A 24,512-nucleotide genomic window follows, 5' to 3' on the forward strand; every position below is an offset into this window, starting at 1 on the left:
TGTTATAATGAAAAGTTAACACCAAATAAAAATGTACGCGGACTGCCATAGCTACCCTCGTCAATACCAAAAGTGGTAGTACTGCCGCTAAGTTCAGGGTCAACACCTTTGTAGCCGGTAATAGTGAACAGGTTGGTTGCCGAAGCGTAGATCCTCAGTTTTTGCACACCAATTTTCTTAAGGCTATTAAGGTTGAATGAATAGCCTATCTGCGCGTTACGCATACGTACATAAGTGCCGTTTTCAACAAAGTACGAGTTTGGTGTTGAGCCGCTGCTGGTAGATGCATCAAGCTCCTGGATTGGCGCTTTGGCATTGTGGTTGGTTGGCGTCCAGGAATCGTACAAAGCGGTGTGGCTTTTAGCTGTTTCGAAAGATGAATAAAAATCCGTCCAGTATTTTACGTTATTCCAGATCTTACCTCCAAATGAACCATACAGGAACACGCTTGCATCAAAGTTTTTATAGGTAACACTTAGGTTTAAGCCTGCTGTAACTTTAGGGTTCGGATTACCAATAAAAGTACGGTCGGCATCAGTAATTATCCCATCGCCGTTCACATCTTTGTATTTAAAACGGCCCGGCTTAACATCAGTTTGGTAAACCTCATCGGGGTTATTGGTAATTTTTTGTGCCGATGCGTTAGCTGCATCTATTTCGGCTTGGGAGTTCCAGAAACCATCAGTCTGGTAACCATAAAACTCTCCTAACGAATGGCCAACCTGGTTGCGGCTTACGGCATTATCTAACCGGCCCGAGTGGCTGCCATAAAAATAATCAGCACCTGTTGATACCGTTTTTATTTTGTTATTATAAGTGGTTAAAGTACCTGTAGCGTTAAAGTTAAGATCCCTGCTGGCTTTGAAGTTACCTGTTACAGATATATCCAATCCATCGGTTTTCATTGCGCCCACATTTATGAAAGGAGCGGCCCCGTTGCCTGCTGTGCCCAACTGAGGCGCGTTAAACAACAAGTCGCGGATGTCTTTACGATAATAATCGGCCGTGATCGAGATCTCGCCATTAAACAGGGTTGCATCAAAGCCAAAGTTGGTGTTGATGTCCTTTTCCCATTTAGCGTTCGGGTTGGCGATCTGTGCCTGATAAAAGCCCGGTACAATATCCGGTCCGCCGTTAATAGGATAAAATGATTGACCGATGTTGGTATTAAATGTAGTAAAGGCGTTTTCCGGGTTGATATTGATCTGGTTACCCATAATACCCCAGCCACCCCTGATCTTTAAATCGGTGATCCATTTGGTGCTTTTCAGGAAGTTTTCCTGCGAGATCCGCCACGCGCCGCTGAAAGACGGGAAGTATCCATATTTGTTTTTATCAGAAAAAGGCGAAGCTCCATCCCTGCGGATAGTTGAGTTAAACAAATACTTATCATCATAAGCATAATCAAAACGGGCAAATAACGAGAACAATGTTTGTGTATTTTGACCGCTGTAATTGCTGCCTGGCGTACCGGTTGAGAGGTTTACATAATTAGGATCAAAAGAGAAATAGTTTTTACTGTTGGCCCCCATGCTTGAGTTGTAATTGGCAACAGATTCGGTACCTGCCAGCAACTTTACATTATGCTTGCCAAAATCGCGTTGAAAAGTTAAAGTGTTTGTCCAGTTGTAAGTATAGTTACTATACGAATCTTCCGAATAGCTGTTTGTTAACGAGTTTTCAACGTTTTCGTAAGTTGGGTAGCTAAAGTAGTGGTCGTGCCCGTTGGTAATATCGCCGCCAAAGGTGGTACGTAGGGTAAGGCCTTTTAAAATATCGGCCTCTGCAAACAGGTTACCTATTATACGGTAATCAACAGCGCCGTTCACTGCCGAGCGGTTTTGAATAGCTACCGGGTTGTTGGCATCGCCTAAGCCCGAGCCATAGCTGCCCGCGTAATTGCCTTTAATATCATAAACCGGGATAATAGGCTGCTCGCGAATGGCCATGGTAATTACACCATCAGGGTCGTTAGCACCTACTTTTGGGTTTTTTGTAATTGAATAAGCTATGTTTTCGCCAATCCTGATATGTTTAGATAGGTTAAACGAGGTGTTTGAACGCAGGCTGTACCGTTTTTGATAGGTGTCTATCAAAGTACCCTGTTGGTTGTAATAATTTAACGAGAACAGATAGCTGGCCTGTTCAGTACTTCCGCTTACCGATAGATTATGACTGGTAATGGGCGCGTTTTTGAAAATAGCATGATACCAGTCGGTACCTGCTTTATTAGCTTTAGTTATACGGTAAAAGCTATTATAATCATCGGGCGACGTAAAATTAGGATTTACATAGTATAGCTTCGGATCAACCGCAGGGTCGCCGTTTTTTGCACCGGCCGGCGTTATGTAATCAGGAAGTGTATATGTTGAACCAACTCCATCAGGGTTATATTGATCATCCTGAAAATCGGTTATACCCGAATTTTTTTGAGCGGTCATTTTTAATTTAGCCATATCTGTCGGGCTTAACATATCCCAAACATTGCCGCCTTTAGGTTTTTGTGTGCCATAATAGGCATCGTACTGAATGCTTACTTTGCCCTTACCTTTTTTGGTGGTGATAACAATAACGCCATTTGCCGCCCTCGAACCGTAAATTGAGGCCGAGCTGGCATCCTTTAATACCTGGAACGATTCGATATCATTAGGGTTAAGCGTGCTTACATCAGTAGTTTCTACTCCATCAACTATATATAAAGGAGTGTTGATGCCAAAGGTGTTAAAGCCGCGAATGTGGATCTGCGGCTCTTCGCCCGGCTGACCCGAACCTGTAACAGTAACACCAGAGGCCTGGCCCTGTAATTGGTTAATAACAGACGAAGTTGCCTGTTTATTCAGGTCTTTAACATTTACCACTGCTACAGCACCAGTTAAATCCTTCTTTTTCTGCGTGGTATAACCAACCACAACAACCTCGTTTAACGCTTTTGATTCTTCTATCAGGGTAACGTTAATGCTGGTTTGGCCACCAACCGGGATAGATTGAGTGGTGAAGCCTAAAAAGGTAAACTCGAGGGTTCCTGTACCATCGGGCAGGGTGAGGTTGTATTTACCATTGATATCGGTAACGGTACCCAAATTACTGCCTTTTAATTTTACAGCAACACCCGGAAGCGGCGCTCCGGTGGCATCTTTAACCACACCGGTAACCGTTAGGGTAACGATGGGCTTATCATTTGCCGGTTTTACCACAATAATATCATCAACCACCTGAAAAGTTAAGGCCTGTTTTTGCAGTACCTGTTTCATTACCGTTTCGATGGATGCATCCTGCGCGGCGACGCTTATTTTTTTGTCAACATCTACCTGGTCAAGCCTGTAAAAAACAGTGTATTTACTGCTTTTTTCAATTTGCTTAAACATTTGCTTCACAGAGATATTGCTTACATTAAAATTGTAAACGTTTTGCGAGTAAGCGGCAGCGTGTATTTGCATAATGCCCGTTAAGAGCAGAACGGTTACCAGCTTCATAATTTTGATAGTTTTTTGCCACAGGCCTCCAGCCAGAGCGGACTTTCTGTAAAAATTAATCATAAATTTGTTTGTTAATCAGTTAATACGTGCTTCCCCAAGCGTAGGGTATTAGCTTTGATTGCTTTTTAGGCCTGGGCGTGTTCGTAGCACATCCGGGCTTTTTTATGTTATAATTGAGCGTTAGTTTTTTGTCATAGGTTTCTGTTTGTTTTTTAGGTATTTAGTTATCGTTTGTTTTTGTTATGTTAATTACGTTACCGTTTTTGATGTAATCAATAGCCGTATTGCCTTTAATAATGGCGAGTACCTTTTCAATATCAGGCACATTTTTAAAACTGCCCGAATAACGGATGTTGCCAAGCTCATTGTTGGTAATGATAATGCTTACGTTGTATCGGCGTTCAAGCACACTGGCAATCTCTTTCAGCGTGGCATCTTCAAACATCAGCATGTTCTCCTTCCAGCCATCGTATTTGGCCAGCTTGGCCGAATCGACCTCTGATACCTGGATCTCGTTCATGTTTTTAATATCCGGGGCCGAGTAGGTATAACTTTCTTTTTTAGGGCGATAATAAATGCGGAGTACCTGCCGCGGCTTCACGTAGATTCGGTTCATTTCGTGGTTGTTTTCCACGTTGCCCTCTACAGATACCTCTCCTTTAACAACCGTTGTTTCTAAAAACTGATCGGTAGCATAGGCTTTAAGGTTAAATTTTGTGCCGATATCCCTTACCGTATAGTTTTTGGTATTAACAATAAATGGGACCTCTTTTTTGCCCGGCGCTATTTCAAAAAAAGCCTCCCCCTCCAGGTAAACGGTGCGGGTGGTTTTTCCAAAATCGGCAGTGTAGTTAAGTTTACTATCGGCATTAAGCCAAACAATAGTGCCATCGCTTAGCACCACCTTTTTAATAGTGCCGCGGTTTACCGCTATTTGCTTTACGCTTTGTATGTTTTTTGAATAGCGCTGATAAAACGTAACCGAAACTACAGCAAGTAAAGCCACGCAGGCGGCTACCTTGCCCCAGGTAATAAGTCGCGCGTAACGATGCGGTGTTTCGGGTTCAAGGGTGCTGTTAAATTTATCGTAGGCATTATCTTTATTTACAACCTTTGGCTGCAGGTAAAGCATATTGTGCCAGGTTTCATATAGTTGAGCAAAGTATTGTTCGTTTTCGGGGTGCGCACTAATCCACTGCTTCACCAACTCAAGCTCCTGTGGGGTAGCCTCGCCGGTGATGTATTTCACCAATAGCAGTTTTACTTCTTCGTTATCCATTTGTAATATTATCGTTAAGACAATCGAAAAAACGGATACCCTCAAAAGAGATTAAAATATTTTTGACCGTTGATTTAGATGATTGATCGCATGGTCTTGTTGTCTGAACTCGAATTTTAAGGAATGATAAGAATTTATAGAATTCGCATTGTATTCTGTTAATTCTTATCATTCCTTAAAATTCGAGTTCAGACAAAATCAGCGAAATCAACGTAATCACCTAAATCATCGGTTCAGAATCAGCAAAATAAAATATGTTCCCATTATTATCCACCACTGCAAACTGTCGCAATCCCCAGGGCATCATTTTTAGTGGACCATTAGGGTGGATAATGCCTGCCTGCTGATACTCGGCATACAGCTTTTCAATATCGGTAACATATATATAACAGCCCATGTTGCGGCCTTCATCGGGGTTGGGGCAGTGAAAAAGATGTACGTGGATCCCATCCCGCTCGAAGATCAGGTAGCCATTATTGTTGGCCGTAAAATTGAAACCTAATTTATCGGTATAAAAACTTATTGTTTCCCCTTCATTAAACGAAGCGAGGACTGGTGTTGAGCGTTTAAACATGGTTGAAGATTGTGGCTGCTATTTTATCCAAGTTATTCGGCTTTGGGATAAATTGCAAGGGGATATTGGGCGTAACTTCTTTTTTACAAAATGTTTTTAGTTAGGTTTTTATTATTTCAGTATTAAATTTGATGTAGCGACAAATTTTTTATAACTTGTTAAAAGTTTTTAAAAAGTATTCGGATTAATTAAAGACATTATTAATGGTTCCCGAAAACAAGCTACCTATCACTACATTTATTCAGGGCGATGCCAAGGCATTCGAGTCCCTGTTTAAACTGTATTATACCCGGCTAACCTTGTTTGCTAACCGTTTTGTGAATGATTTAACTATTGCCGAAGAAATAACTGCCGATGTATTTACCCACCTTTGGGAGCGTGGGCACGAAGTAAACTTTGCCACCTCGGTAAGTTCCTATCTTTTTAAAATGGTGCAGAACCGGAGCCTCAATTATCTCAAGCGCCAAAAAATAGAAAACCTTTACGTTAACTATCTCGAAAAAAACAACCTGTTTGATGAGTTGCGTAATACCCTCGAAAATGGCCTGGAAGAAAAAGAACTTGCCCTGCAAATAGAGGCCGCCATAGCCACCCTACCCGAAAAATGCCGCGAAATATTTGTGCTGAGCCGCTTTAGCGATATGAAGTACCGCGAAATTGCAGTGCAGCTTAACTTATCGCCAAAAACAGTAGAACGCCAGATGAGCATCGCTCTTGATAAATTGAGGCAGGTACTGAAACATGTGAGCTACATGTTTTTTTAATTCCGGTAGGCTGCATCTTCAACCATTCCGGGTACATTTTGCTCGATGGGGAAGGTGATCATGATGGTAACCCCGTGAATTGTTTCAATGGTAAATTTCCCCTTTAGTTGTTTTCCCAGCGCTTTCATCATTTCCATACCCAGCGAGGTGGCCTCGCCAAAATCAAAATCGGGTGGTAAGCCCCTGCCGTTATCCGCTACTTTTAAAATCACATTGCCATCGCCCAATGCCGAAAGGCTTACCAGGATCTCGCCGCCGCAGGCATCAAAAGCGTATTTTATAGCATTGGTAACTGCTTCGTTTAGTATCAAACCAATAGGAACGGCTATGGCAGCATCAATATTAACAGGATCCAGCGATTGCCTTATCTTGATGCGCCGCGTACCGGCGTCGAACGAGTCGCTGAGGTAATCGATCAGCTCGCCGATGTAGGTGGGCATGGATACCAGCGCCACCGTAGCGCCGCTATACAGTTTTTGGTGCAAAAGCGCGATGGCATTTACCCGGTGCTGGCTGCCGCGAATGGCCTCGAGCGCAACATCATTTTGTAAATAGGCCGATTGGGTGTTGAGAATGCTCATCACAATTTGCAGGTTGTTTTTTACCCGGTGATGTACCTCTTTCAATAACCATTCTTTTTGTGCCAGCAAGTCTTCCAGCAGTATATTTTTTGAGGTGATCACCTCGTTGCTTTTTTGCTTATGCAGATTTTGCCTGTACAGCAGCACGGCTATCACGAGTAATAAAAAAATTGCGCCAATAGTTAGGTTTTTAACCATAATGGCCTCCCTCAAGTCGGCCCGCTCCAATTTGCTTTTCTGATTTAAAATGGTGATCTGGGCTTCTTTTTGCCGCGTGTTATATTCTATTTGAAGTTGCTCAATCTGTTTGCTTTTAATAATGCTGAACACCGAATCTTTAATAGTATTGGCCGTTGTTAAATGCTGAATGGCCGATTGGTATTGCCGCCGGGTGGTATCCAGCTCAAACCAAAGCGCCTCGTTAGTGCCAAGATCATGGTCGTTGCCTATTTGGTGCAACAGGGTTTTGTTGAGGTTGAGGTATTTTAACGCGTCAGCAAACTGTGCTGTGGCGGTATAAAAGCGAATAATGAGTTCATAGTAAGTGCTGCGTGCGTACGTGTTTAGGTTGGGATTATTGGTTAATGCTATCAGGTTATCGCAGTAGGGTTTAGCTTCGGGATATTGCTTCAGGGCCAGATAGATCTTTAAATAGGTTTGGCTTATCTCGTCGCCCCCTTCGTAAACTTTCTCTTTAGGGTAAACGGTTTTTTGCGTTACATCGGCAAAAAAGGCCCTGGCTTTTTGCGGCTGGTTTTGGTGCAGGTAGGCATCAACAATATTGCCGGCCAATAGATATATGCTGGCGTTATCTTTTTCGTTCCGGGCAATTTGCAAAGCGCGCGAAAAATAGGTGATGGCTCGGTCGTAATGACCAAGCTTTATATAAGTGTACCCCAGGCTATTGTTGATCTGGCAAATAAGCCGGATGTTATCTGCATGGCTTTCGGTGGCAGCTTTGAGCGCTTTAAATTGATAGTCGATAGCGGTTTTGTAATCGCCCTGCATATAGTAAAGGCGGCCCTGTAAAGCTAATAGCCCCTGTATTTCGGTATAGTTTGCCTGTTTGTAATAAGCAAACGCTTTTTTTACTTCGATGAATGCCAGGGCGTAGTTATTCATCATATGGTGCAGATCGGCCAGTAAACGGTAACAGCGGCCAAGTTCTACCAGTTTGTCGGTGTGCTCAAAAGCTTTAACCGCCTGGTTAAGGTAATTGATACGCGTAACCATGGTAGGCTGTAAAAAATTCTGGCTATAATAATCTGATAGTTCGAAATAGGCCCGGCCCAGCAATACCCAGTTTTGCGCCTGTTTTATTTGAGGGATAGTTTGCTGAAGTAATGCCTGCCCCCGTTGTGGCTCGCCCTTTAATTTAAAAAGTGCCGCGCGTATAAGCGCTATGCGAAATCCGGTTTCGGTTTTTGGGGAGGTTCGGTTTAACTGATCGGCCTTATTGATGAAGTAGGATGCGCTATCCAACTGTGTTGGTGTGGGGTGACGGAGGTGGCTGAAAAACTCTGCCAGATCTAAAGTAGCTGAAAGTCTCCCTGCAAAAGGTTCTGAAAGGCTGTTTTGCAAAAGCAAAGAATCCACATGGCGGCGGGTAATTTCCTGCGCCTTTGCCGCCATTATGAAAAATACACCTAACATCAGTAGTTTGTATTTTATAATGGTGCCAGCCGGTTTCATCTTTGCCCTGGAGCCTTTCCGCATGCTATCTTTTTTTAAATTTAAGCATATTTATTTCTATCCGCTAATTTGAATGGTTGCGCAGAGCTTAGTGCCAAAATTTTAGTGTGTGTTTAACAATAATAATATCGCCGCCGAATGTGTGCGTTTAACACGGGTATGGCAATGTACACAGTATGGTTTTTGTTGTGTATATTATAGATGGCCTGAATAGTAAGAAGCTATCTGAAAACGATTATAAAGACTGCTATATCCCTGAGCGTCATTGCGAGGTACGAAGCAATCCCCGACTGTACAGGGCGGATTTGCGTAGCTCCTCTGCCTTTTGGGGATTGCTTCGTACCTCGCAATGACGGCTTTTATATGTTTTTAGACGATTTTTGACGAACCTGGCTCATTTTGTTAACACCACTAATGGTTTGCCCTTTTCAACAACATAGGTTGCCAGTTCTTGGGCCTCGGTATTGCCGGTATTTTTGGCCGAGTGCACGGTGCCGGCAGGAATAAACAGTACTTGCCCGGCTTTGAGAGTTACGGGCGCTTTACCTTCTATCTGATATTGTAGAGTACCTTCAAGTACGTAAATGATCTCCTCGCCGGGATGGGTGTGTTTACCAAAGGCAGCTCCGGGTGCAAAATCTATACGGGTTTGTGCGGCTTCATGGCCGGGAGTACTGAGGTCATGGCGTTGAAGTTCGGTGCGTTTAATGCCGGGTTGCTGGGCTAAGGCTGTGCCTGTAAATAATGTAAATACTATAGCCGCGATGATGTTGGTTAAAATGCTCTTTTTCATTTTTGTTGATGTTTTGTTACGCAAAGATGAGGGGGAGATCCTTTTTTATAAATCGGTAAGTAGTTCATGTGGACAGAATAGGTGCTGTAGTGGGCATTTTGTAGGCTGAAGGATTACCGCTTTTAGAAGATTAAGCACGCAAAGCCGCTAAGACGCAAAGGAGAAGGTAAGATTTGGCTTATGGTAGATTTAAGTATGCAAAGTTTAGAAATGCTAAAGCCGCAATGAACTTAAAATCTTTGCGGCTTAGCGTCTTTGCGCGAAATAATACTCTTCAGATCTTAGTTTAAAAACACCTCATCCATAAATACCCAAGCCGGTTTACCCTTGGCAGGATGCCATGCCGGTACGCTTTTAAGTGGTTTAGCAACCAGTTTAACGCAAGATACCTGTTGTGCCAACTTCAATTTGCACTCTAACGGGATCAACCTAAAATCGTCGGCCTTTTTAGCAGGCGGGGTTTTAATCGAACTCAATAACTTCAGATGGTTTTGATCAGCTCCGCCCCAAACTTCTACCTCGGCAGGCAAAAATATCTGCGGACCGGTATTGCGCATCACATTCAAACCAACAGAATGCAGATCGACAGGTTTATTAAACCACATCATCACAGCCACATCTTTTTGCGATGCTATCCATTTGCCATTGCCAAAGTTATCGCCGCCCAGTTCTTTATCAATAATGGTTTTAGCGCCGTCGCCTTTATATTTATCATCAGGGTATTGGGTAAAGCTGATGCTATCTGGTGTGTAGGCGCATTTGTAAATATTGAACTGTACAGTGTCGCTGCCCTTCCACCCTGCTTTAAAAGCCCGGACTTTTATTACTGTACTTTGTGTAAGTACAACGCCGGGTTTGTAGCTTGTGGCATGGAGACTATCGGGTACGCTGCCATCGGTTGTATATCGAATGTCTGCCCCTTTGATAGGATTGGTTAGCTGTAAATTGTATTGCTGTTTAAAAATAACCGCTGCATCTTTTAGCTGTGGATTGGTAAGTTTCATTACCCGGCCATCATCTTTAAACCCTGTCAGCAATCTAAGTTTTGGGTTTTGTTTTTGTAGAGATTGAACATCGGTTGGGTTTAAACCTGTATCCCATATCGCCAGCTCATCAAGGGTTTTCAGGGTGGCTATCTGTTTAATATCGCTATTACTCAATTTTACACCAGCTATGGATAAGCTTTTAAGATATTTTAATCCGGAGAGTTCTTTCAATCCATTGCCAGTAACATCGCTAAAATTGAGGATGAGCCTGCGGAGGTTCTCAAACTTTGCTATAGATTTCAAGTCGGCATCTTTTACGGGCATCTTATTCAGATCGAGCGATACTACCTGTTTTTTTATCGGGCTTAGCTCATCCAATACCTTGCCGCTGTAGGTGCTTTTATTGTAGATATTCACCGCTAATGCTGCCGACTCATGTGCCAAGGGATAAACCGAGCGGTAATTATTATTGAGTTTTTGGATCTCCTTTTCATCCGCTGCCGAAAAATCGTAAACCTCCTCTGTTCCCTCTGCAGGTTTAAGTATGGTGGATGCAATCATTCGTAAAGAATCTGTAGCAGGCAGATCGATCACTTTTTTATTAAACCCGGCTTTGCCTTTTATCCACAGGTAAAGCAGCATTTTTTCATTATCGCTTAGCTGCATTTTGCCAGTTGGTGGCATGTGTTTCTTTTCGGTTTCGGGGAGGTGTACGCGTTGCAGAAGCAAGCTCATGGCCGGGTCACCCACTATGAACAGCTTGCCACTTTTGCCTCCTTTCATTATCGAGGCCGAATCGGTGAGCATCAAACCGCCTTTCATTTTATCGGCACTATGGCAGCTCTGGCATTTTACTTCGAAGATAGGTTTGATCACATCATTATACACCAGGGCCTGATCTATCGGAACAACATTCTCGCTTTTATCCATCACCGGACCAAAAACAAAGTCCTGCCCGTGGGTTAGGTTACCGCCAAGGTGCCCTGCTATCAGCAAGCAAAGCACGGTTACAATAGCTCCGGTTTTTGCAAATGCGATGGTGTATTTTGATGTATTACGGATAAGATAAACCGCATAGCCTGTAAACGCCACGCCCACGCCAAACCATTTATGCCATTGCAGGGTATCTCCCTCATAACCCGGTTCGCGCGAAAGGAACAGGCCCATGATCACCGTTATCGAAGAAAGCAATGCGCCCAAAACCAGCAAATAATTGGTAAAAGTTTGATACAGTTTTTCGTTAACAAACTCGGGCCTGAAACGGAAAAACTCCATTACCATGGCCAGCATCAGTATCACGATAGGAAAATGCAAAATAAGCGGGTGCATGCGACCGACAGGCTGCAACCAACGCGGCACAGCAAGGCTATCGCCTGCTATAAGCAATACTACAATAAAAATATTGAGGGCAAATAATGCCCCCTCGGCAAAACCTTTATGGCTGCTTTTCATGCTCACCCGCTATGCAATTTGATTAAACCCGGGTGAATTTATAAGGGTACACTTTGCCCGATGCCCATTGCGCTACATACAGGTTTTCGTCGTTATCCACACAAACATCATGTGGGTTCAGGAAAATCTTATCGGCCTGTGCCATGGGCTGCAGTACGCCGTCAACATAAGTTGGTTCGGTGCCGCCAAGGTTAGATACCACTTTGTTGTTCTTATCCAATATGGTGGTAAAGCCTGTGTTTTCGGCATTGAGGTTCGGTGAGCGAAGTACGGCAGCATATAAATGATCGCCTTTAATTACCGGGCGGCAAACGCATGCTCCGGGCAGTTTAATTACTTCCTGCAATTTACCATCCATGCTGAAGCGTTTGAAGCAGTTGCGGGTACGATCGGTTATCAGCAGGGTTGGTGTATCGTAGCGCCTGTCAATCACTATACCATGAGCATTATCCAAATGTTCATCACCCTCACCTTTACCACCGAAGAAACCTTTTAGCTTGCCATCCTTATCGTAATGGGTAATGTATTGGGCACCGTAACCATCGGCTATAAAAATATCGCCATTGGTATCGATTGTGGTTTCGGTAGGTACAAACTCCTCCGCCTTTTTGTAAACTCCTGTTTCCATTGGCACATCAATGGTCATTAATAACTTACCATCCAGCGTGGTTTTATATACCTGGTGTTTTAGGGTATCGGTAATGAACAACACCTCGGTACCGTTTTCATTAAACAGGGTTAAGCCGTGCGCGCCGGGAAAATCGTGGCCCCAGGTGGTAAGCAATTTGCCCGATTTATTGTAGATGAGCACGTTGTTCTTTGTCTCGTTGGTAAGCAGTAAAATGCGTCCTTTCGAGTCTTGCACCATCTCGTGGCAATCGTTTACGGGGTTTTTCTGCGAGTCGGCCTTGCTCCAGTTTTTATCCATGCGGTAACGCATATTGCCGTGGCCGTAAATTGGTCCGTTGTCTTTTGCTAACATATCTTTCGCTATAAAAAAGCCTGCTGATAAAACTGAAGTGTGCTTGATAAATTCTCTTCTTTCCATTTTTTTCTGGGATTACACCGATTATTTTTTTGGGATTACACAGATTTTTGGGTGATTACACCGATTGATTTTATGTTGATTTTTGATTCTCTCTTCCCCATGTCATTGCGAGGTACGAAGCAATTGCGAACTTTACAAGGCGGATTTGCACTGCCGCTCCGCCTCCGTGCGATTGCTTCGTACCTCGCAATGACATGTGTTTTTAAGCCCTCTCCCTTTAGGGGAGGGTTTGGGTTTGACCTAAGTTATTATCCCCTTCACCACATTCCCTGCCACATCCGTCAACCTGTACCGCCTCCCCTGGCTTTTAAAAGTTAATTTTTTATGATCGATACCTAATTGATTTAAAATGGTGGCGTGGAAATCATGCACGTGCACCGGATCTTTGATGATGTTGTAGCCAAACTCGTCAGTTTCGCCGTAAACCATGCCGGGTTTGATGCCACCGCCTGCCATCCAGATACTGAAACAGCGTGGGTGATGATCGCGGCCGTAGTTGGCTTTTTCAAGCTTGCCCTGGCTGTAGTTGGTGCGGCCGAACTCTCCTCCCCAAATTACCAGTGTTTCGTCAAGCAGACCGCGTTGTTTCAGGTCTGTAACTAAGGCTGCCGATGCCTGGTCAACATCTTTAGCCTGCCCTGCCATTTCCTGCGGGAGGTTGCTGTGCTGGTCCCAGCCCTGGTGATAGAGCTGTACAAAGCGCACCCCGTTTTCGGAGAGTTTGCGGGCGAGCAGGCAGTTGGCCGCGTAAGTGCCGGGGATGAGGCATTCGGGGCCATACATTTTTACAATATCATCAGGCTCCTTGCTTACATCCATAATTTCGGGCACGGCGGTTTGCATGCGGTACGCCATTTCGTATTGCTGCACCTTGGTGTTAATTTCCGGGTCGCCAAACTCTTTGTAATTCATATCATTCAGCTCGGCCAGTTTATCCAGCATTTTGCGGCGCTCGTGGCGGTTCAATCCTTCCGGATCTTTTAGGTAGAGGATCGGGTCTTCACCGCTGCTGAATTGTACGCCCTGGTGAATGGAATCGAGGAAACCATTGCTCCATAGTTTGGAGTACACGCCTTGTCCGTTTCCTTTTCCTTTAGAAAGCAAAACGGTAAAAGCAGGCAGGTTTTTATTTTCACTCCCGAGGCCATAACTCACCCACGATCCCATGCTTGGTCGGTTGCCCTGCTGCGCGCCGGTTTGGAAAAAGGTTAGCGCCGGATCGTGATTAATAGCATCGGTGTTGAGAGATTTGATAATGCAGATATCATCGGCAATTTTGCCAATGTGCGGAAACATATCGCTGATCCACGCCCGCGATTCGCCGTATTGCTTAAAATCATAAAATGAACCCACCAGCGGGAACGAGGCCTGTTTAGCCGTCATCCCTGTAAGGATCTGGTTACCGCGAACTGATGCAGGCAATTCCTGACCCATCATTTCACGCAACTTAGGTTTATAATCAAAGGATTCCAGTTGCGACGGCGCTCCATCCTGAAAAAGGTAAATTACCCTTTTAGCCTTAGGCGCAAAGTTGGGTATGCCGGGGATAAAATCAGCCTCTGCTTCATCGCCCTTTCCGCTAAACAGATCTGGAATGAGTAACGAACCCAGCGCCACGCTACCTATCCCAAGACTAAGCCTGGAAAGGAACCTGCGCCGGTTAATATTTAGCCTGTTCTCTAAAAAATCTTTTTCCATTTGCTCAGGTTTTGGTGATGGATTCTTCCAAATTATACATGGTATCCACGGTTTTCATCATGGCGGCTAATGTTACTTTATCCAGGTTGGCCGGTACCGGGTACTCGCCTACGGTGAGCAGTTTTTCGGCATCGGCTTTTTTCATGCTTTTCAACTCCTCATTATAATATGATGTTAAAATAGCCAGTTCTTTTTGCTGCGGATGGCGGCTTAGTATCAGCCTGAATGCCTTGGTTATTTTTTCTGTCGATGTACTTTTATCCTGCAATAACTTAGCTGCTAAAACTCGTGCACCCTCTAATACTGTTGGGTCATTCAACATCACCAAAGCTTGCAAAGGCGTATTGGTACGGAGGCGTTTCACCTCGCACTGGTCGCGGTTACTGGCGTCGAATATTCCTAACGAAGCAGGCGGAACAGTACGTTTAATAAGCGTATACATTCCCCTTCGGTACAAGTTTGGCCCATGCACCTGTTTGTAATTAGCTAAAAGCCCCCTGCCTGATGTTGCGTTTTCCCAAAGACCGGGTGGCTGATATGGGTTAACACTCGGCCCGCCGATGGTTGGGTTAAGCAGGCCGCTGCTGGCCAGCACAAGGTCCCGCACAAACTCGGCCGGAAGCCTGCCGCGCGGGCCACGGGCAAGTAATGTATTATCCGGATCATCCTTTAGTTTCTCGGGAGTTACCACTGCCGATTGCCGGTAGGTGCCCGACTTTACGATCTGTTTAACTAACCGTTTGATATTCCAGCCATGATCGCGGAAATCAACCGCCAGCCAATCCAACAGCTCAGGGTGCGATGGCAAGTCGCCCTGCATCCCGAAATCGCCCGAGCTTTTTACTATCCCCTTGCCAAAAAACTCCTGCCATACCTGGTTCACAAACACGCGGGCGGTAAGCGGATTGTTTTTATTGAAAAGCCATTCAGATAAACCCAGGCGGTTTTTAGGATAGTTGTTGGTGAATGGCAAAATAGATTTAGGTGTACCCGCCTGCACTTCATCGCCATGGGCATCGTAATTGCCGCGTTTAAGGATATAAGTTGGCCGCACCTTGCTGCTATCCGTCATGATGGATACGATGAGCTTATCCGTATCCTGCTTGTTCACAAAGGTCAGGATCTTTTTAACATCCTCATTGCTGATCTGCATCATGGGGTTTTTAGCATAGGTTTCCGGGCCGCCCACGGTTGATTGCAGCCCTACCTCTTTTACATTATTAAAGAAAGCGTAAACCTGGTAATATTCTTTTTGCGAAAAAGGATCGTACTTATGATCATGGCAATGAGCACATTCCAACGTAATGCCCAGCATGGCTTTGCCGAAAGTATTGGTGCGGTCGGTTACATAGCTTACCCGGTACTCTTCATCAATTACGCCGCCCTCTTCGGTTATTTTATGGTTGCGGTTAAAGCCGGTTGCCAGCAACTGCTCTTTGGTAGCGTTGGGTAATTGGTCGCCGGCCAGTTGCCAGGTGATAAATTTATCATAGGGCAGGTTTTCGTTATAGGCATGGATCACCCAATCGCGCCATGGCCATTGCGTGCGGTAGTTGTCATCCTGGTACCCATGTGAATCTGCGTAACGCGCAACATCCAGCCAGTGCAGGGCCATTTTTTCGCCGTATTGTGGTTTCGTCATCAGCTTATCTACCATTTTTTCGTACGCGTTGGGGCTTTTATCTGCCGCGAATTCGTCCATCAATTCTAAAGATGGCGGCAGACCGGTCAGATCGAGTGAGATGCGTTTTAGCAGGCGTTCTTTATCTGCTTCGGGATTTGGCTCCAACCCTGCCTGTTCCATTTTTTGCAGCACGAAATTGTCGATAGGGTTTTTAACCCATTCTGTATTTTTTACCTGCGGTACTGGGTAGTTATGCGGAGCCACAAAAGCCCAGTGCTTTTCGTATTTAGCGCCCTGTTTTATCCATTTTTCAATCAGCGAAACCTCGTATGGCGATAACCTTTTGAGGTTTGATGATACCGGCGGCATTTGTTCGGTGGTATCTTTTGTTGAGATACGACGGTAAAGCTCGGAAGCCAATGGATCGCCGGGAACTAAAGCATGTGATGATGGGTTATCCTTCAATGCCTTATAAGCGCTCTCCGCGATATCCAGTCTTAAATCGGCTTCTCGATGACCGGCATCCGGTCCGTGGCACTTAAAACATTTATCCGAAAGGATAGGCCGGATATTAAAATTATAGCTAATGGTATCCGGCACCTGTTCCCCGGCCGCCCCGCCGCCCGAATGGCAGGAGTAAAGCGTGTAAAGCATGCTTACGGCCGCTATCAGCCACACATAATACATCTTCCGGAACATGAGTTGAAAATTGGTTTATTTTAAAGTTATGTAATTTAAAGCACAATTTGCAAATACATAGTTGCGCTTGAAAACGATTTACTTGAGCACAATATACAATCAAAAATACAATGTATATACATTTTGTATTAATGTTTTTACATATGGATAAAAGATGCTAAGAATTGGACAATTTGAACCAAGATTTTATTTGTGGGATTACACCGGTTGAGGATTGATTACACCGTTTTTTTCTAACCGCTAATTTAAACGGCTTTGAGATATTTTAAACAGCTTACCCGGCGGCCGCGTCCTCACGGCCGCGTGCCCGCTTTGTCGGAACAGATAATATCCTGGCAATCCTTCTTTCCTAAAAATCATGACTCCCCTTAACCTTAACTAAAAATTTTTCGTAAAAGGTCGAATAACATTGTAGTTTTATGCTATGCTTTTGTTACAAAAGCAGCGATAGACAAACCACTTAACACCCGAATGAAACTGAACTTGAAACTTGTACTGCTGTTTGTTTTGATAGCGATAACCGGTTTTGGTTTTTATTTGTACAAGCGATATGGGTTGGAAGCACGATATTCATTCAAGCCCGAAAAAAAACATAAAAACAAGGAGCTTCGGGTTGGTATTATTGGCGATAGCTGGGCAACCGGTATTACCATTGATACTATTATAAGGGATGAGTTTTTAAGACGTGGTATTAATACAGAGGTTATCTCGTTCGGGCAGCCGGAGGCTAAAACCAAGCAGATCTACGATAACTTATATGCCAATCCTAACGAGCCTTACTCAAGTAATGAGATATTACACCACAATCTTGACTACTGCATCATTTTAGCCGGCACCAGTGATGCCGAGGGTGAAATGGGTGCCAAGTTTTATGCTTACTATTGTTCGCTCATCATCAGCGACCTGGCCCGCAACAACATCGAGCCTGTTTTTGTAACTATGCCCGCCTTTGGTTTTAAAGAAGAAACCGATAGTCTGGACATTCTGAAAAAAGTCCGTAACGAAGTATCATCGTTATTGATAGATAACGGCAGTACCCGTAGCCTGGATGAATACCGCAGGCAAGCAGGCGAAATGCTGAAGGATACCCATCTTAAAGATTCGAGTATTGTAGTGCCTTTCAACCTGGTGTGCGATGATTACGAAAAGCATAAGATTCTCTATCGTAACACCGGTCACTTATCTACCGTAGGTAAACAAAAGATGGGCAAAGTGATAGTTGAATATATTTTAGAAAAAGAGAAGGCCGCCAAAAGAAAAGAGCTTGATACTAATATTGTTGATGTTGGCCAGGTTAAAAAAGCAAAAAGGGCTTAATTACTTTATTCCTGCTATGGCTTCAAGCTTTTTGATATCCTTGTAAACGATGTACAAAGGAATAATACCAAACACCCCGAAGCAACAATCTATCAATCGCCAGTAAACCGGGATGCCCCTTATTGGTCCTGCAATAAAAGCCAGCGGAAATACCATTATACAGGCAATCATCCCAAACTGGATAACCCAGATATTTTTTACAGGATCTTTTAGTGGCCCAACAAAATTCATGGCTATAACCAGGTGACCGAAGGCCAGCCAGTCGGTGCCATAAGCCAGATAAGGATAAGCCTGGTTGGTAGTTTTTACGGCGAGGTAAACCCGCGTTATCCAGTTACCCAGGAAATCGGGAAAAACGACTGAGTTATTGGCAAGCCAGGCCAGTTCCGTTTCGATAGGGAAAGCGGTGATGCCGCTTAATACAAGCCCGATAATAAATACAATTACCCAGGTTTTTATTCGTTTGCGAAGTTCAGGTTCGGTTTTCATAATGAGGACAAGGTAGGGAAAAATATTTAATTTATATAATTTTCAGAAATTACCGAAAATAAAAATATCCCTATTGGTCCATTGCGAGCTATAAAAGATGTCATTGCGAGCGCAGCGTGGCAATCGCATGCTATACAGCACAGCTATGCTTCCGTACGATTGCTTCGTACCTCGCAATGACATGGCGGGTGAGACTCTTTGGTCACTATCACTCTAACTACTAACTACCGCGGGTTTAGCGATAGTGTAACCCGTGGGAATAACAGGTTAAGTCTCTGACTTAACCCTAACCAACCATCAGTTACAAACTTAGCGATAGCTTAAGCTATGGCGAATTGTTCATCCAACCTGGCGTTGCTTTTTGTGGCTTAAGTCAGAGACTTAAGTAATTTTACACCACGGGTTACGCTATCGCTAAACCCGCGGCAGATTAGATTTTTTCTCGAAGTTTAATAAGCAAAAAAGGCCTGAGCATACGCCCAGGCCTTTCAGTATAAAGTAAAATCTAATTACTCTTTATTTTCCAAAGCTTCAGCAGCTGGTTCATCCAGGAACCATTCTACCTCACCCGAAATTGAATCGATCAACTGAGCTGGATAAAGCTCAATATCCTCATCATCTTCTAAAATATGTTTTACCGCTTCGGCTTTGCCTGCACCGTATACTAAAAATGCTATTTGAGCAGCATCGTTAATTAACGGAGCATTTAAAGTGATACGCCATACTTGCTGATCTTCCAGCCATACTTCTTTTACACCCGGAGTCCTGTCGTGCAGTACCGGGGTATATGGGAATAACGAAGCGGTGTGCGAATTATCGCCAAGGCCTAACAATACCAGATCGAAACTTGCTTCGCCATCTTCAAAAAAGGCTGAGATCAATTCCCAATATTTAGCAGCGGCTTCGGCAGGCTCAAACGAGGTATCAACCGCGAATACATTGCCCGGACTGATCAGCAAAGGCTCGAATAAAGCTTTTTTAGCCATCAGGTAGTTGCTGTCTTTATGATCCTGAGGTACGTTACGCTCATCGCCAAAAAAGAAGAACACCTTTTCCCAGTTTACCTGGTCGGCATAAGTTGTTGAAGCCAGTAGCTCATACAGTTTTTTAGGCGAGCTGCCACCTGAAAGGGCTACGCTGAACTTACCGTTTTTGTTGATGGCCTCGGTGGCCAGCGTTACAAAATGATCGGCAAGGCCGGTTAAAACTTCTGCTTCTGTGTTATAGATATTCAGTTTCATTAGCTTGTTATTTTTTACCGTTTACAGGTAAAGTGAACCAGTTGTAACCATCGCGGGCAATTAAAGCTTCAGCAGCTTCAGGGCCCCATGAATCGGCCGAATAGTTAGGGAAGTTAAGGCTCTTTTTATTTTGCCATGCACTCAGGATAGGCATTACTAAAGCCCATGCTTCTTCAACCTGGTCGCCACGCATAAACAGGGTTTGATCGCCCATCATGGTGTCAAGGATCAACGTTTCGTAAGCTTCAGGTGCCTGGTTAGTGTAGGTGCCTTTATAGTCAAACACCATATCAACAGCGTTTAATACCATATCAATACCCGGGCGTTTAGCCTGTACCTGCAAACGGATGCTCATCTCTGGCTGAATGCTGATGATCAACCTGTTTTGCTGCCAGCTTTCAGTAGCCTCGGCCGGGAAAATCTGGTGAGGAACATCCTTAAACTGGATGGTAATTACCGATGATGACTGGTGCATCCTTTTGCCTGTACGCAGGTAAAAAGGAACACCCTGCCAACGCCAGTTATCTACAAAGAATTTAATAGCCGCGAATGTTTCGGTGTTCGATTCTTTGTCAACTTTAGGTTCTTCGCGGTAGCCTGGTACTTCTTTACCTTTCATCCAGCCGCTGCCATATTGGCCGCGTACGGTTGAGGTGCGGATATCTTCGGCGGTGAATTTGCGCATCGCTTTCAATACATCAACCTTACGGTCGCGTACCTCATCAGCACTGAAGCTGATAGGCGGCTCCATAGCCACGTGGCAAAGCAATTGCAACAGGTGGTTCTGGATCATATCGCGCATAGCACCCGATCCGTCGTAGTAATCACCACGCTCTTCAACACCCAGCTGCTCGGTAACCGAGATCTGTACGTGTTCGATATGGTTACGGTTCCACAGTGGCTCCATAATGGAGTTTGCAAAGCGGAACGCCATGATATTTTGTACGGTTTCTTTACCCAGATAGTGGTCAATACGGTAGATCTGGCACTCATCAAAAATGCTTTTCAATAAGGCGTTCAGTTCTTTCGCTGTTTCCAGGTCATGACCAAATGGTTTCTCGATAATGATCCTTACGCGTTTTTTATCGTCGGCCAGTTTAGCTTTCGAAATGTTCGACGCGATGATCGGGAAGAAGTTTGGTGCTACTGCAAGGTAGAATAACACGTTTGCTTTGGTTTTCCACTCGGCATTGTGTTTTTCAATACGTTTGCCAAACTCTTTGTAAGTTTCAAAATCGTTGGCATCCGATACCTGGTAATAGATATTTTTTACAAACTCAGCCCATTGTTTCTCGTCGGTTTTACCGCTGCGCGAAAACTGGTTGATATCCCTGTATAGGTTTTCCCTGAATTGTTCGTCAGTTAGCTTGGTACGGCCCGTGCCGATGATAGAAAACTGTTTAGGCATCCAGCCATCTAAAAATAAATTATATAGGGCCGGTGCAATTTTCCGGGAATTTAAATCTCCTGTGCCACCAAAAATGATGAATATAGTAGGATCTGATTTAGCGGTTGTGCTCATTGTTGTGTTTAATTAATAGCGTTAATTAGTCGTTTGCAGGAGCCCATTGAGTATGGAAGGTACCTTCTTTACCAATCAGCTCGTAAGTGTGCGCGCCAAAGTAATCGCGTTGTGCCTGGGTTAAGTTTGATGGCATCCTTTCGCTGCGGAAAGCATCGAAATAGCTTAGTGCCGAAGCATAGCCCGGAGCGCCAACACCGGCAGCGGTTGTAGCAGATAATACTTTACGGATACCTGGCAAAGTTTCTTTAACCAATGCCGCGATATCGCTGTCAAGCAATAAGTGTGGCAATGTTTGATCTTTGCTGTAAGCGTTGTAAATATCGCTCAAGAACGCTGAACGGATAATACAGCCACCCCTCCAGATTTTAGCGATCTCGCCAAGGTGTAAATCGTATTTAAATTCTTCTGATGCTTTAGTTAACAGGTGCATACCTTGAGCGTAGGTAACAATGCTGGTGAAGTAAAATGCCTGCTCTAAAGCAACCAATAATTCTTCTTTATCGCCCTGCAGCTCGATAGGCTCATTGTAAATAGCCGATGCTTTTTCGCGCACTGATTTGTATTTTGACAGATCGCGCATTGATACTGATGTATCGATGGTTGGGATCGGGGTTACCAGATCCATAGCAACCTGCGAAGTCCATTTACCGGTACCTTTAGCTTTAGCTTCGTCTTTAATATCATCTAACAATAAATGATCGGTGCCTGGAGCTTTGTATTTGAAAATATCTTTGGTAATATCTAACAGGAATGATTGCAAACGACCTTCATTCCATTTTGCGAATAGCTCGCCAATTTCTTCATTGCTTACTTTCAAGCCTTTTTTCAGGATCTCGTAAGTTTCGGCAATTACCTGCATAATGCCGTACTCGATACCGTTGTGTACCATTTTAACAAAGTGACCTGACGCGCCAGGGCCAATGTAAGTAACACAAGGCTCGCCGTTTACTTTTGCGGCAATAGCTTCGAAAATAGGTTTCATTACGGCGTAAGCGTCTTTATCGCCACCCGGCATCATGCTCGGGCCGCGACGCGCACCTTCTTCGCCACCTGATACGCCCATACCAAAGAAGTGCAGACCTTTAGCTTCTAATTCTTCAACACGACGGTTGGTATCAGTAAAGTGCGAGTTACCGCCATCGATCAGGATGTCACCTTTATCCAACAGCGGAGTTAATTCCTCAATAACAGCGTCAACAATTTTACCGGCAGGCACCAGCATCATGATGGCCCTTGGCGTGGTTAAGCTTTGAATAAATTCTTTAACATCGGCAAAGCCTTTCGCAGCTCTGTCGCCAGCTTCCTGGTTTAATGAATCTACTTTACCGGTATCTTTATCGTGCCCGGCAACCGCGAAGCCGTGATCGGCCATGTTTAACAACAAACTGCGACCCATAACACCCAGGCCAATCATACCAAAGGCGTATTTATTTTCTGTTGCGCTCATTTTTTCTTGAGGTTTTCGTTTTTAAGATTTTCTAAAATTTGTTTTGTGCTTTCGAGGCTGGTGTGCTGGAACGAGCGAATGCCCAGTTTTTGCGCGGTATCAACAAACATTTTACGATCGTCGAAATACACACATTGCTGTGGCGACGCTTGCGCAATACCCATAGCCAGCTGCCAGATACCCGGATCTGGTTTACGCATTTTTACCTCGCACGATGATACAAAAGCATCAAAGCACTCGTGCAGTTTAAACTTGCGTACGCGGTAATCATTAAGCTCTTTACCTTCGTTATTTACTGATATGATGCGGAAGCCGCAATCTTTTTTCCACTCCTTTAAAAATTGCAGCATAGGCAATTCTACAGAGGTTGAGAAAATAAATTCCTTAAAGTCTTCACGAACAAAATCCCTTGGATGGTTAAATATCACCGTATCCAGATATTCGTCGAGCGTGACGCTGCCAATTTCGTAAACGTTAAAAATAAAATTGTGGAGGGCATTTACCTCGGCGTAATCAAGGTTAAAACGTCTGGCCGCTTCTTCGCGGGCTTCGTGTCCCCATCCGTTCGACAGCAAAATGCCGCCTACGTCAAAAAAGAGGATCTTTAAATCGGCAACTTCCATAGGTGTATCAGTAATTATCAGTCGTACTTAAATCAAAGTTTAAATTTAGAGCCGGAAAATTTCCAGCTCTAAACTTAATACTCTCAATTTATTATTTATTTTTTTGCTCTTCGATGGCGTTCAACAGCTTTTCGAAAGGCTTGTTGAATTTCTCGATGCCTTCATCTTCTAACTGTTGTGTTACAGCAGCAAGGTCGATACCTAATGAAGGTAATTTGGCCAGGATCTCAGTAGCTTTATCCAAGCCAGCTTCTAATGTATTAGCGGCAACACCGTGATCACGGAAAGCGTCAACAGTTTCCAACGGAACGGTATCAACAGTATCCGGGCCGATCAAAGCTTCTACGTATTTGGTATCTTTAAATGCAGGGTTTTTGCTTCCTGTACTTGCCCAAAGCAAACGCTGTGGTTGAGCGCCCTGGTCGGCAAGCTTTTGCCATCTTTCGCTGCTGAATACGCGTTTGTAAATTTCGTAAGCTTTTTTTGCTGACGCGATAGCAACTTCGCCATATAATTCTTTTTCGCCTTTAGCTTCCAGGATCGGATCAACAACAACGTCGATACGGCTCAGGAAGAAACTTGCTACTGATGAAATGTGCGCGATTTTGTGGCCTGCGGCTAAATGCTCTTCCAAACCAGCGATATAGGCTTCAGTTACTTCTTCGTAACGCTCTAAGCCAAACAATAAGGTAACGTTGATGTTGATACCTTTTGCAATTGATTGCTGGATAGCAGCCAAACCTGGTTTAGTACCAGGGATTTTGATCATTACGTTTTCACGATCAACTTTTTTCCAAAGTTCTTCGGCTTGTTTAGCAGTGCCTTCAGTATCTAATGCTAAAAACGGAGATACTTCAAGGCTTACATAACCATCAACTTTGTTCGATTCCTGGTAAACACCTTTAAACAGATCGGCAGCGGCCTGGATATCTTTAACAGCTATCTCGAAAAACAATTTCTCGTTATCGGTTTCAGATTTTAATGCAGCGATATCGGCATCATAATCAGAACTGCTGCTGATAGCTTTTTCAAAAATTGCAGGGTTTGAGGTAACGCCGCGTACGCCGTCAACATCAATTAATTGTTTAAGTTTTCCTGAAGAGATGATCTCGCGGTCAATAAAGTCAAGCCAGATGCTCTGACCGAAACCATGTATCTGAGCTACGTTATTTGCTGCCATAATAGGGTTTGTTTTTGTGTGATT

Annotated in this window: 17 protein-coding genes; 2 read left to right on the forward strand and 15 right to left on the reverse strand. The window is 44.2% G+C overall.

Annotated features, from left to right (window positions below; all coding sequences use genetic code 11):
• Positions 1–2 precede the first annotated feature (2 nt).
• The 3 genes from AAFN85_RS17665 to AAFN85_RS17675 all read right to left on the reverse strand — a co-directional run bounded on the left by AAFN85_RS17665 (position 3) and on the right by AAFN85_RS17675 (position 5,329).
• Complete coding sequence (locus AAFN85_RS17665; RefSeq protein ID WP_347528934.1) at positions 3–3,473, reverse strand: TonB-dependent receptor; 3,471 nt, start codon at positions 3,471–3,473, stop codon at positions 3–5.
• 223 nt (positions 3,474–3,696) lie between these two features.
• A complete protein-coding gene (locus AAFN85_RS17670; RefSeq protein WP_347528935.1) occupies positions 3,697–4,755 on the reverse strand; it encodes a FecR domain-containing protein in 1,059 nt (352 codons plus the stop codon).
• Between the two features lie 220 nt (positions 4,756–4,975).
• Complete coding sequence (locus AAFN85_RS17675) at positions 4,976–5,329, reverse strand: VOC family protein (RefSeq protein WP_347528936.1); 354 nt, start codon at positions 5,327–5,329, stop codon at positions 4,976–4,978.
• 203 nt (positions 5,330–5,532) lie between these two features.
• Here AAFN85_RS17675 and AAFN85_RS17680 point away from each other — a divergent pair, with 203 nt between their 5' ends.
• Positions 5,533–6,093 (forward strand): RNA polymerase sigma-70 factor, encoded by a 561-nt coding sequence (locus AAFN85_RS17680; protein ID WP_347528937.1) that lies wholly within the window; start codon positions 5,533–5,535, stop codon positions 6,091–6,093.
• On the opposite strand, the gene AAFN85_RS17685 is transcribed toward AAFN85_RS17680, so the two are convergent.
• The 6 genes from AAFN85_RS17685 to AAFN85_RS17710 all read right to left on the reverse strand — a co-directional run bounded on the left by AAFN85_RS17685 (position 6,090) and on the right by AAFN85_RS17710 (position 16,666).
• Positions 6,090–8,390: a histidine kinase dimerization/phosphoacceptor domain -containing protein gene (locus AAFN85_RS17685; protein ID WP_347528938.1), complete on the reverse strand. Its 2,301-nt coding sequence runs from the start codon at positions 8,388–8,390 to the stop codon at positions 6,090–6,092. The two genes, AAFN85_RS17680 and AAFN85_RS17685, sit on opposite strands and share 4 nt — an antisense overlap.
• A 370-nt stretch (positions 8,391–8,760) precedes the next feature.
• Complete coding sequence (locus tag AAFN85_RS17690) at positions 8,761–9,159, reverse strand: cupin domain-containing protein (RefSeq protein ID WP_347528939.1); 399 nt, start codon at positions 9,157–9,159, stop codon at positions 8,761–8,763.
• A 281-nt stretch (positions 9,160–9,440) separates the two neighbouring features.
• On the reverse strand, positions 9,441–11,597 hold the full coding sequence (locus AAFN85_RS17695; RefSeq protein ID WP_347528940.1) for an FN3 associated domain-containing protein: 2,157 nt from the start codon (positions 11,595–11,597) through the stop codon (positions 9,441–9,443).
• 22 nt (positions 11,598–11,619) lie between these two features.
• Positions 11,620–12,645, reverse strand: coding sequence for a hypothetical protein (locus AAFN85_RS17700; RefSeq protein ID WP_347528941.1), 1,026 nt, complete (start codon positions 12,643–12,645; stop codon positions 11,620–11,622).
• A gap of 240 nt (positions 12,646–12,885) precedes the next feature.
• On the reverse strand, positions 12,886–14,343 hold the full coding sequence (locus tag AAFN85_RS17705) for a DUF1501 domain-containing protein (protein WP_347528942.1): 1,458 nt from the start codon (positions 14,341–14,343) through the stop codon (positions 12,886–12,888).
• Positions 14,344–14,347: 4 nt separating this feature from the next.
• Positions 14,348–16,666, reverse strand: coding sequence for a PSD1 and planctomycete cytochrome C domain-containing protein (locus tag AAFN85_RS17710; protein ID WP_347528943.1), 2,319 nt, complete (start codon positions 16,664–16,666; stop codon positions 14,348–14,350).
• A 471-nt stretch (positions 16,667–17,137) separates the two neighbouring features.
• On the opposite strand from AAFN85_RS17710, the gene AAFN85_RS17715 reads away from it, so the two are divergent.
• Positions 17,138–17,983, forward strand: coding sequence for a hypothetical protein (locus AAFN85_RS17715; RefSeq protein WP_347528944.1), 846 nt, complete (start codon positions 17,138–17,140; stop codon positions 17,981–17,983).
• Here AAFN85_RS17715 and AAFN85_RS17720 read toward each other — a convergent pair whose 3' ends face one another.
• From AAFN85_RS17720 to tal, 6 genes are all read right to left on the reverse strand, one after another.
• Positions 17,984–18,472: a hypothetical protein gene (locus AAFN85_RS17720; protein WP_347528945.1), complete on the reverse strand. Its 489-nt coding sequence runs from the start codon at positions 18,470–18,472 to the stop codon at positions 17,984–17,986.
• Between the two features lie 509 nt (positions 18,473–18,981).
• Positions 18,982–19,713, reverse strand: a complete 732-nt coding sequence (gene pgl / locus AAFN85_RS17725) for a 6-phosphogluconolactonase (protein ID WP_347528946.1) — start codon at positions 19,711–19,713, stop codon at positions 18,982–18,984.
• Between the two features lie 7 nt (positions 19,714–19,720).
• Positions 19,721–21,235, reverse strand: a complete 1,515-nt coding sequence (gene zwf / locus AAFN85_RS17730; RefSeq protein WP_347528947.1) for a glucose-6-phosphate dehydrogenase — start codon at positions 21,233–21,235, stop codon at positions 19,721–19,723.
• A 25-nt stretch (positions 21,236–21,260) separates the two neighbouring features.
• On the reverse strand, positions 21,261–22,685 hold the full coding sequence (gene gndA / locus AAFN85_RS17735) for an NADP-dependent phosphogluconate dehydrogenase (protein WP_119406629.1): 1,425 nt from the start codon (positions 22,683–22,685) through the stop codon (positions 21,261–21,263).
• Positions 22,682–23,308 carry an HAD-IA family hydrolase gene (locus AAFN85_RS17740; protein ID WP_347528948.1) on the reverse strand — a complete coding sequence of 209 codons (627 nt, stop codon included), beginning with the start codon at positions 23,306–23,308 and terminating at the stop codon, positions 22,682–22,684. The genes gndA and AAFN85_RS17740 overlap by 4 nt, the downstream gene beginning before the upstream one ends.
• Before the next feature lie 91 nt (positions 23,309–23,399).
• Entirely contained in the window at positions 23,400–24,488 is a 1,089-nt protein-coding gene (gene tal / locus AAFN85_RS17745) for a transaldolase (protein ID WP_347528949.1), read from the reverse strand.
• Positions 24,489–24,512: the final 24 nt, after the last annotated feature.

It is taken from the genome of Mucilaginibacter sp. CAU 1740 (genome assembly GCF_039839285.1).
Taxonomy (GTDB): domain Bacteria; phylum Bacteroidota; class Bacteroidia; order Sphingobacteriales; family Sphingobacteriaceae; genus Mucilaginibacter.

What these genes read in the sequence shown, in the direction of transcription:
- AAFN85_RS17665 (WP_347528934.1), bottom strand. Translation starts at nt 3,473, where the DNA reads ATGAAGCTGGTAACCGTTCTGCTCTTAACGGGCATTATGCAAATACAC.
- AAFN85_RS17670 (WP_347528935.1), bottom strand. Translation starts at nt 4,755, where the DNA reads ATGGATAACGAAGAAGTAAAACTGCTATTGGTGAAATACATCACCGGC.
- AAFN85_RS17675 (WP_347528936.1), bottom strand. Translation starts at nt 5,329, where the DNA reads ATGTTTAAACGCTCAACACCAGTCCTCGCTTCGTTTAATGAAGGGGAA.
- AAFN85_RS17680 (WP_347528937.1), top strand. Translation starts at nt 5,533, where the DNA reads ATGGTTCCCGAAAACAAGCTACCTATCACTACATTTATTCAGGGCGAT.
- AAFN85_RS17685 (WP_347528938.1), bottom strand. Translation starts at nt 8,390, where the DNA reads ATGCGGAAAGGCTCCAGGGCAAAGATGAAACCGGCTGGCACCATTATA.
- AAFN85_RS17690 (WP_347528939.1), bottom strand. Translation starts at nt 9,159, where the DNA reads ATGAAAAAGAGCATTTTAACCAACATCATCGCGGCTATAGTATTTACA.
- AAFN85_RS17695 (WP_347528940.1), bottom strand. Translation starts at nt 11,597, where the DNA reads ATGAAAAGCAGCCATAAAGGTTTTGCCGAGGGGGCATTATTTGCCCTC.
- AAFN85_RS17700 (WP_347528941.1), bottom strand. Translation starts at nt 12,645, where the DNA reads ATGGAAAGAAGAGAATTTATCAAGCACACTTCAGTTTTATCAGCAGGC.
- AAFN85_RS17705 (WP_347528942.1), bottom strand. Translation starts at nt 14,343, where the DNA reads ATGGAAAAAGATTTTTTAGAGAACAGGCTAAATATTAACCGGCGCAGG.
- AAFN85_RS17710 (WP_347528943.1), bottom strand. Translation starts at nt 16,666, where the DNA reads ATGTTCCGGAAGATGTATTATGTGTGGCTGATAGCGGCCGTAAGCATG.
- AAFN85_RS17715 (WP_347528944.1), top strand. Translation starts at nt 17,138, where the DNA reads ATGAAACTGAACTTGAAACTTGTACTGCTGTTTGTTTTGATAGCGATA.
- AAFN85_RS17720 (WP_347528945.1), bottom strand. Translation starts at nt 18,472, where the DNA reads ATGAAAACCGAACCTGAACTTCGCAAACGAATAAAAACCTGGGTAATT.
- pgl (WP_347528946.1), bottom strand. Translation starts at nt 19,713, where the DNA reads ATGAAACTGAATATCTATAACACAGAAGCAGAAGTTTTAACCGGCCTT.
- zwf (WP_347528947.1), bottom strand. Translation starts at nt 21,235, where the DNA reads ATGAGCACAACCGCTAAATCAGATCCTACTATATTCATCATTTTTGGT.
- gndA (WP_119406629.1), bottom strand. Translation starts at nt 22,685, where the DNA reads ATGAGCGCAACAGAAAATAAATACGCCTTTGGTATGATTGGCCTGGGT.
- AAFN85_RS17740 (WP_347528948.1), bottom strand. Translation starts at nt 23,308, where the DNA reads ATGGAAGTTGCCGATTTAAAGATCCTCTTTTTTGACGTAGGCGGCATT.
- tal (WP_347528949.1), bottom strand. Translation starts at nt 24,488, where the DNA reads ATGGCAGCAAATAACGTAGCTCAGATACATGGTTTCGGTCAGAGCATC.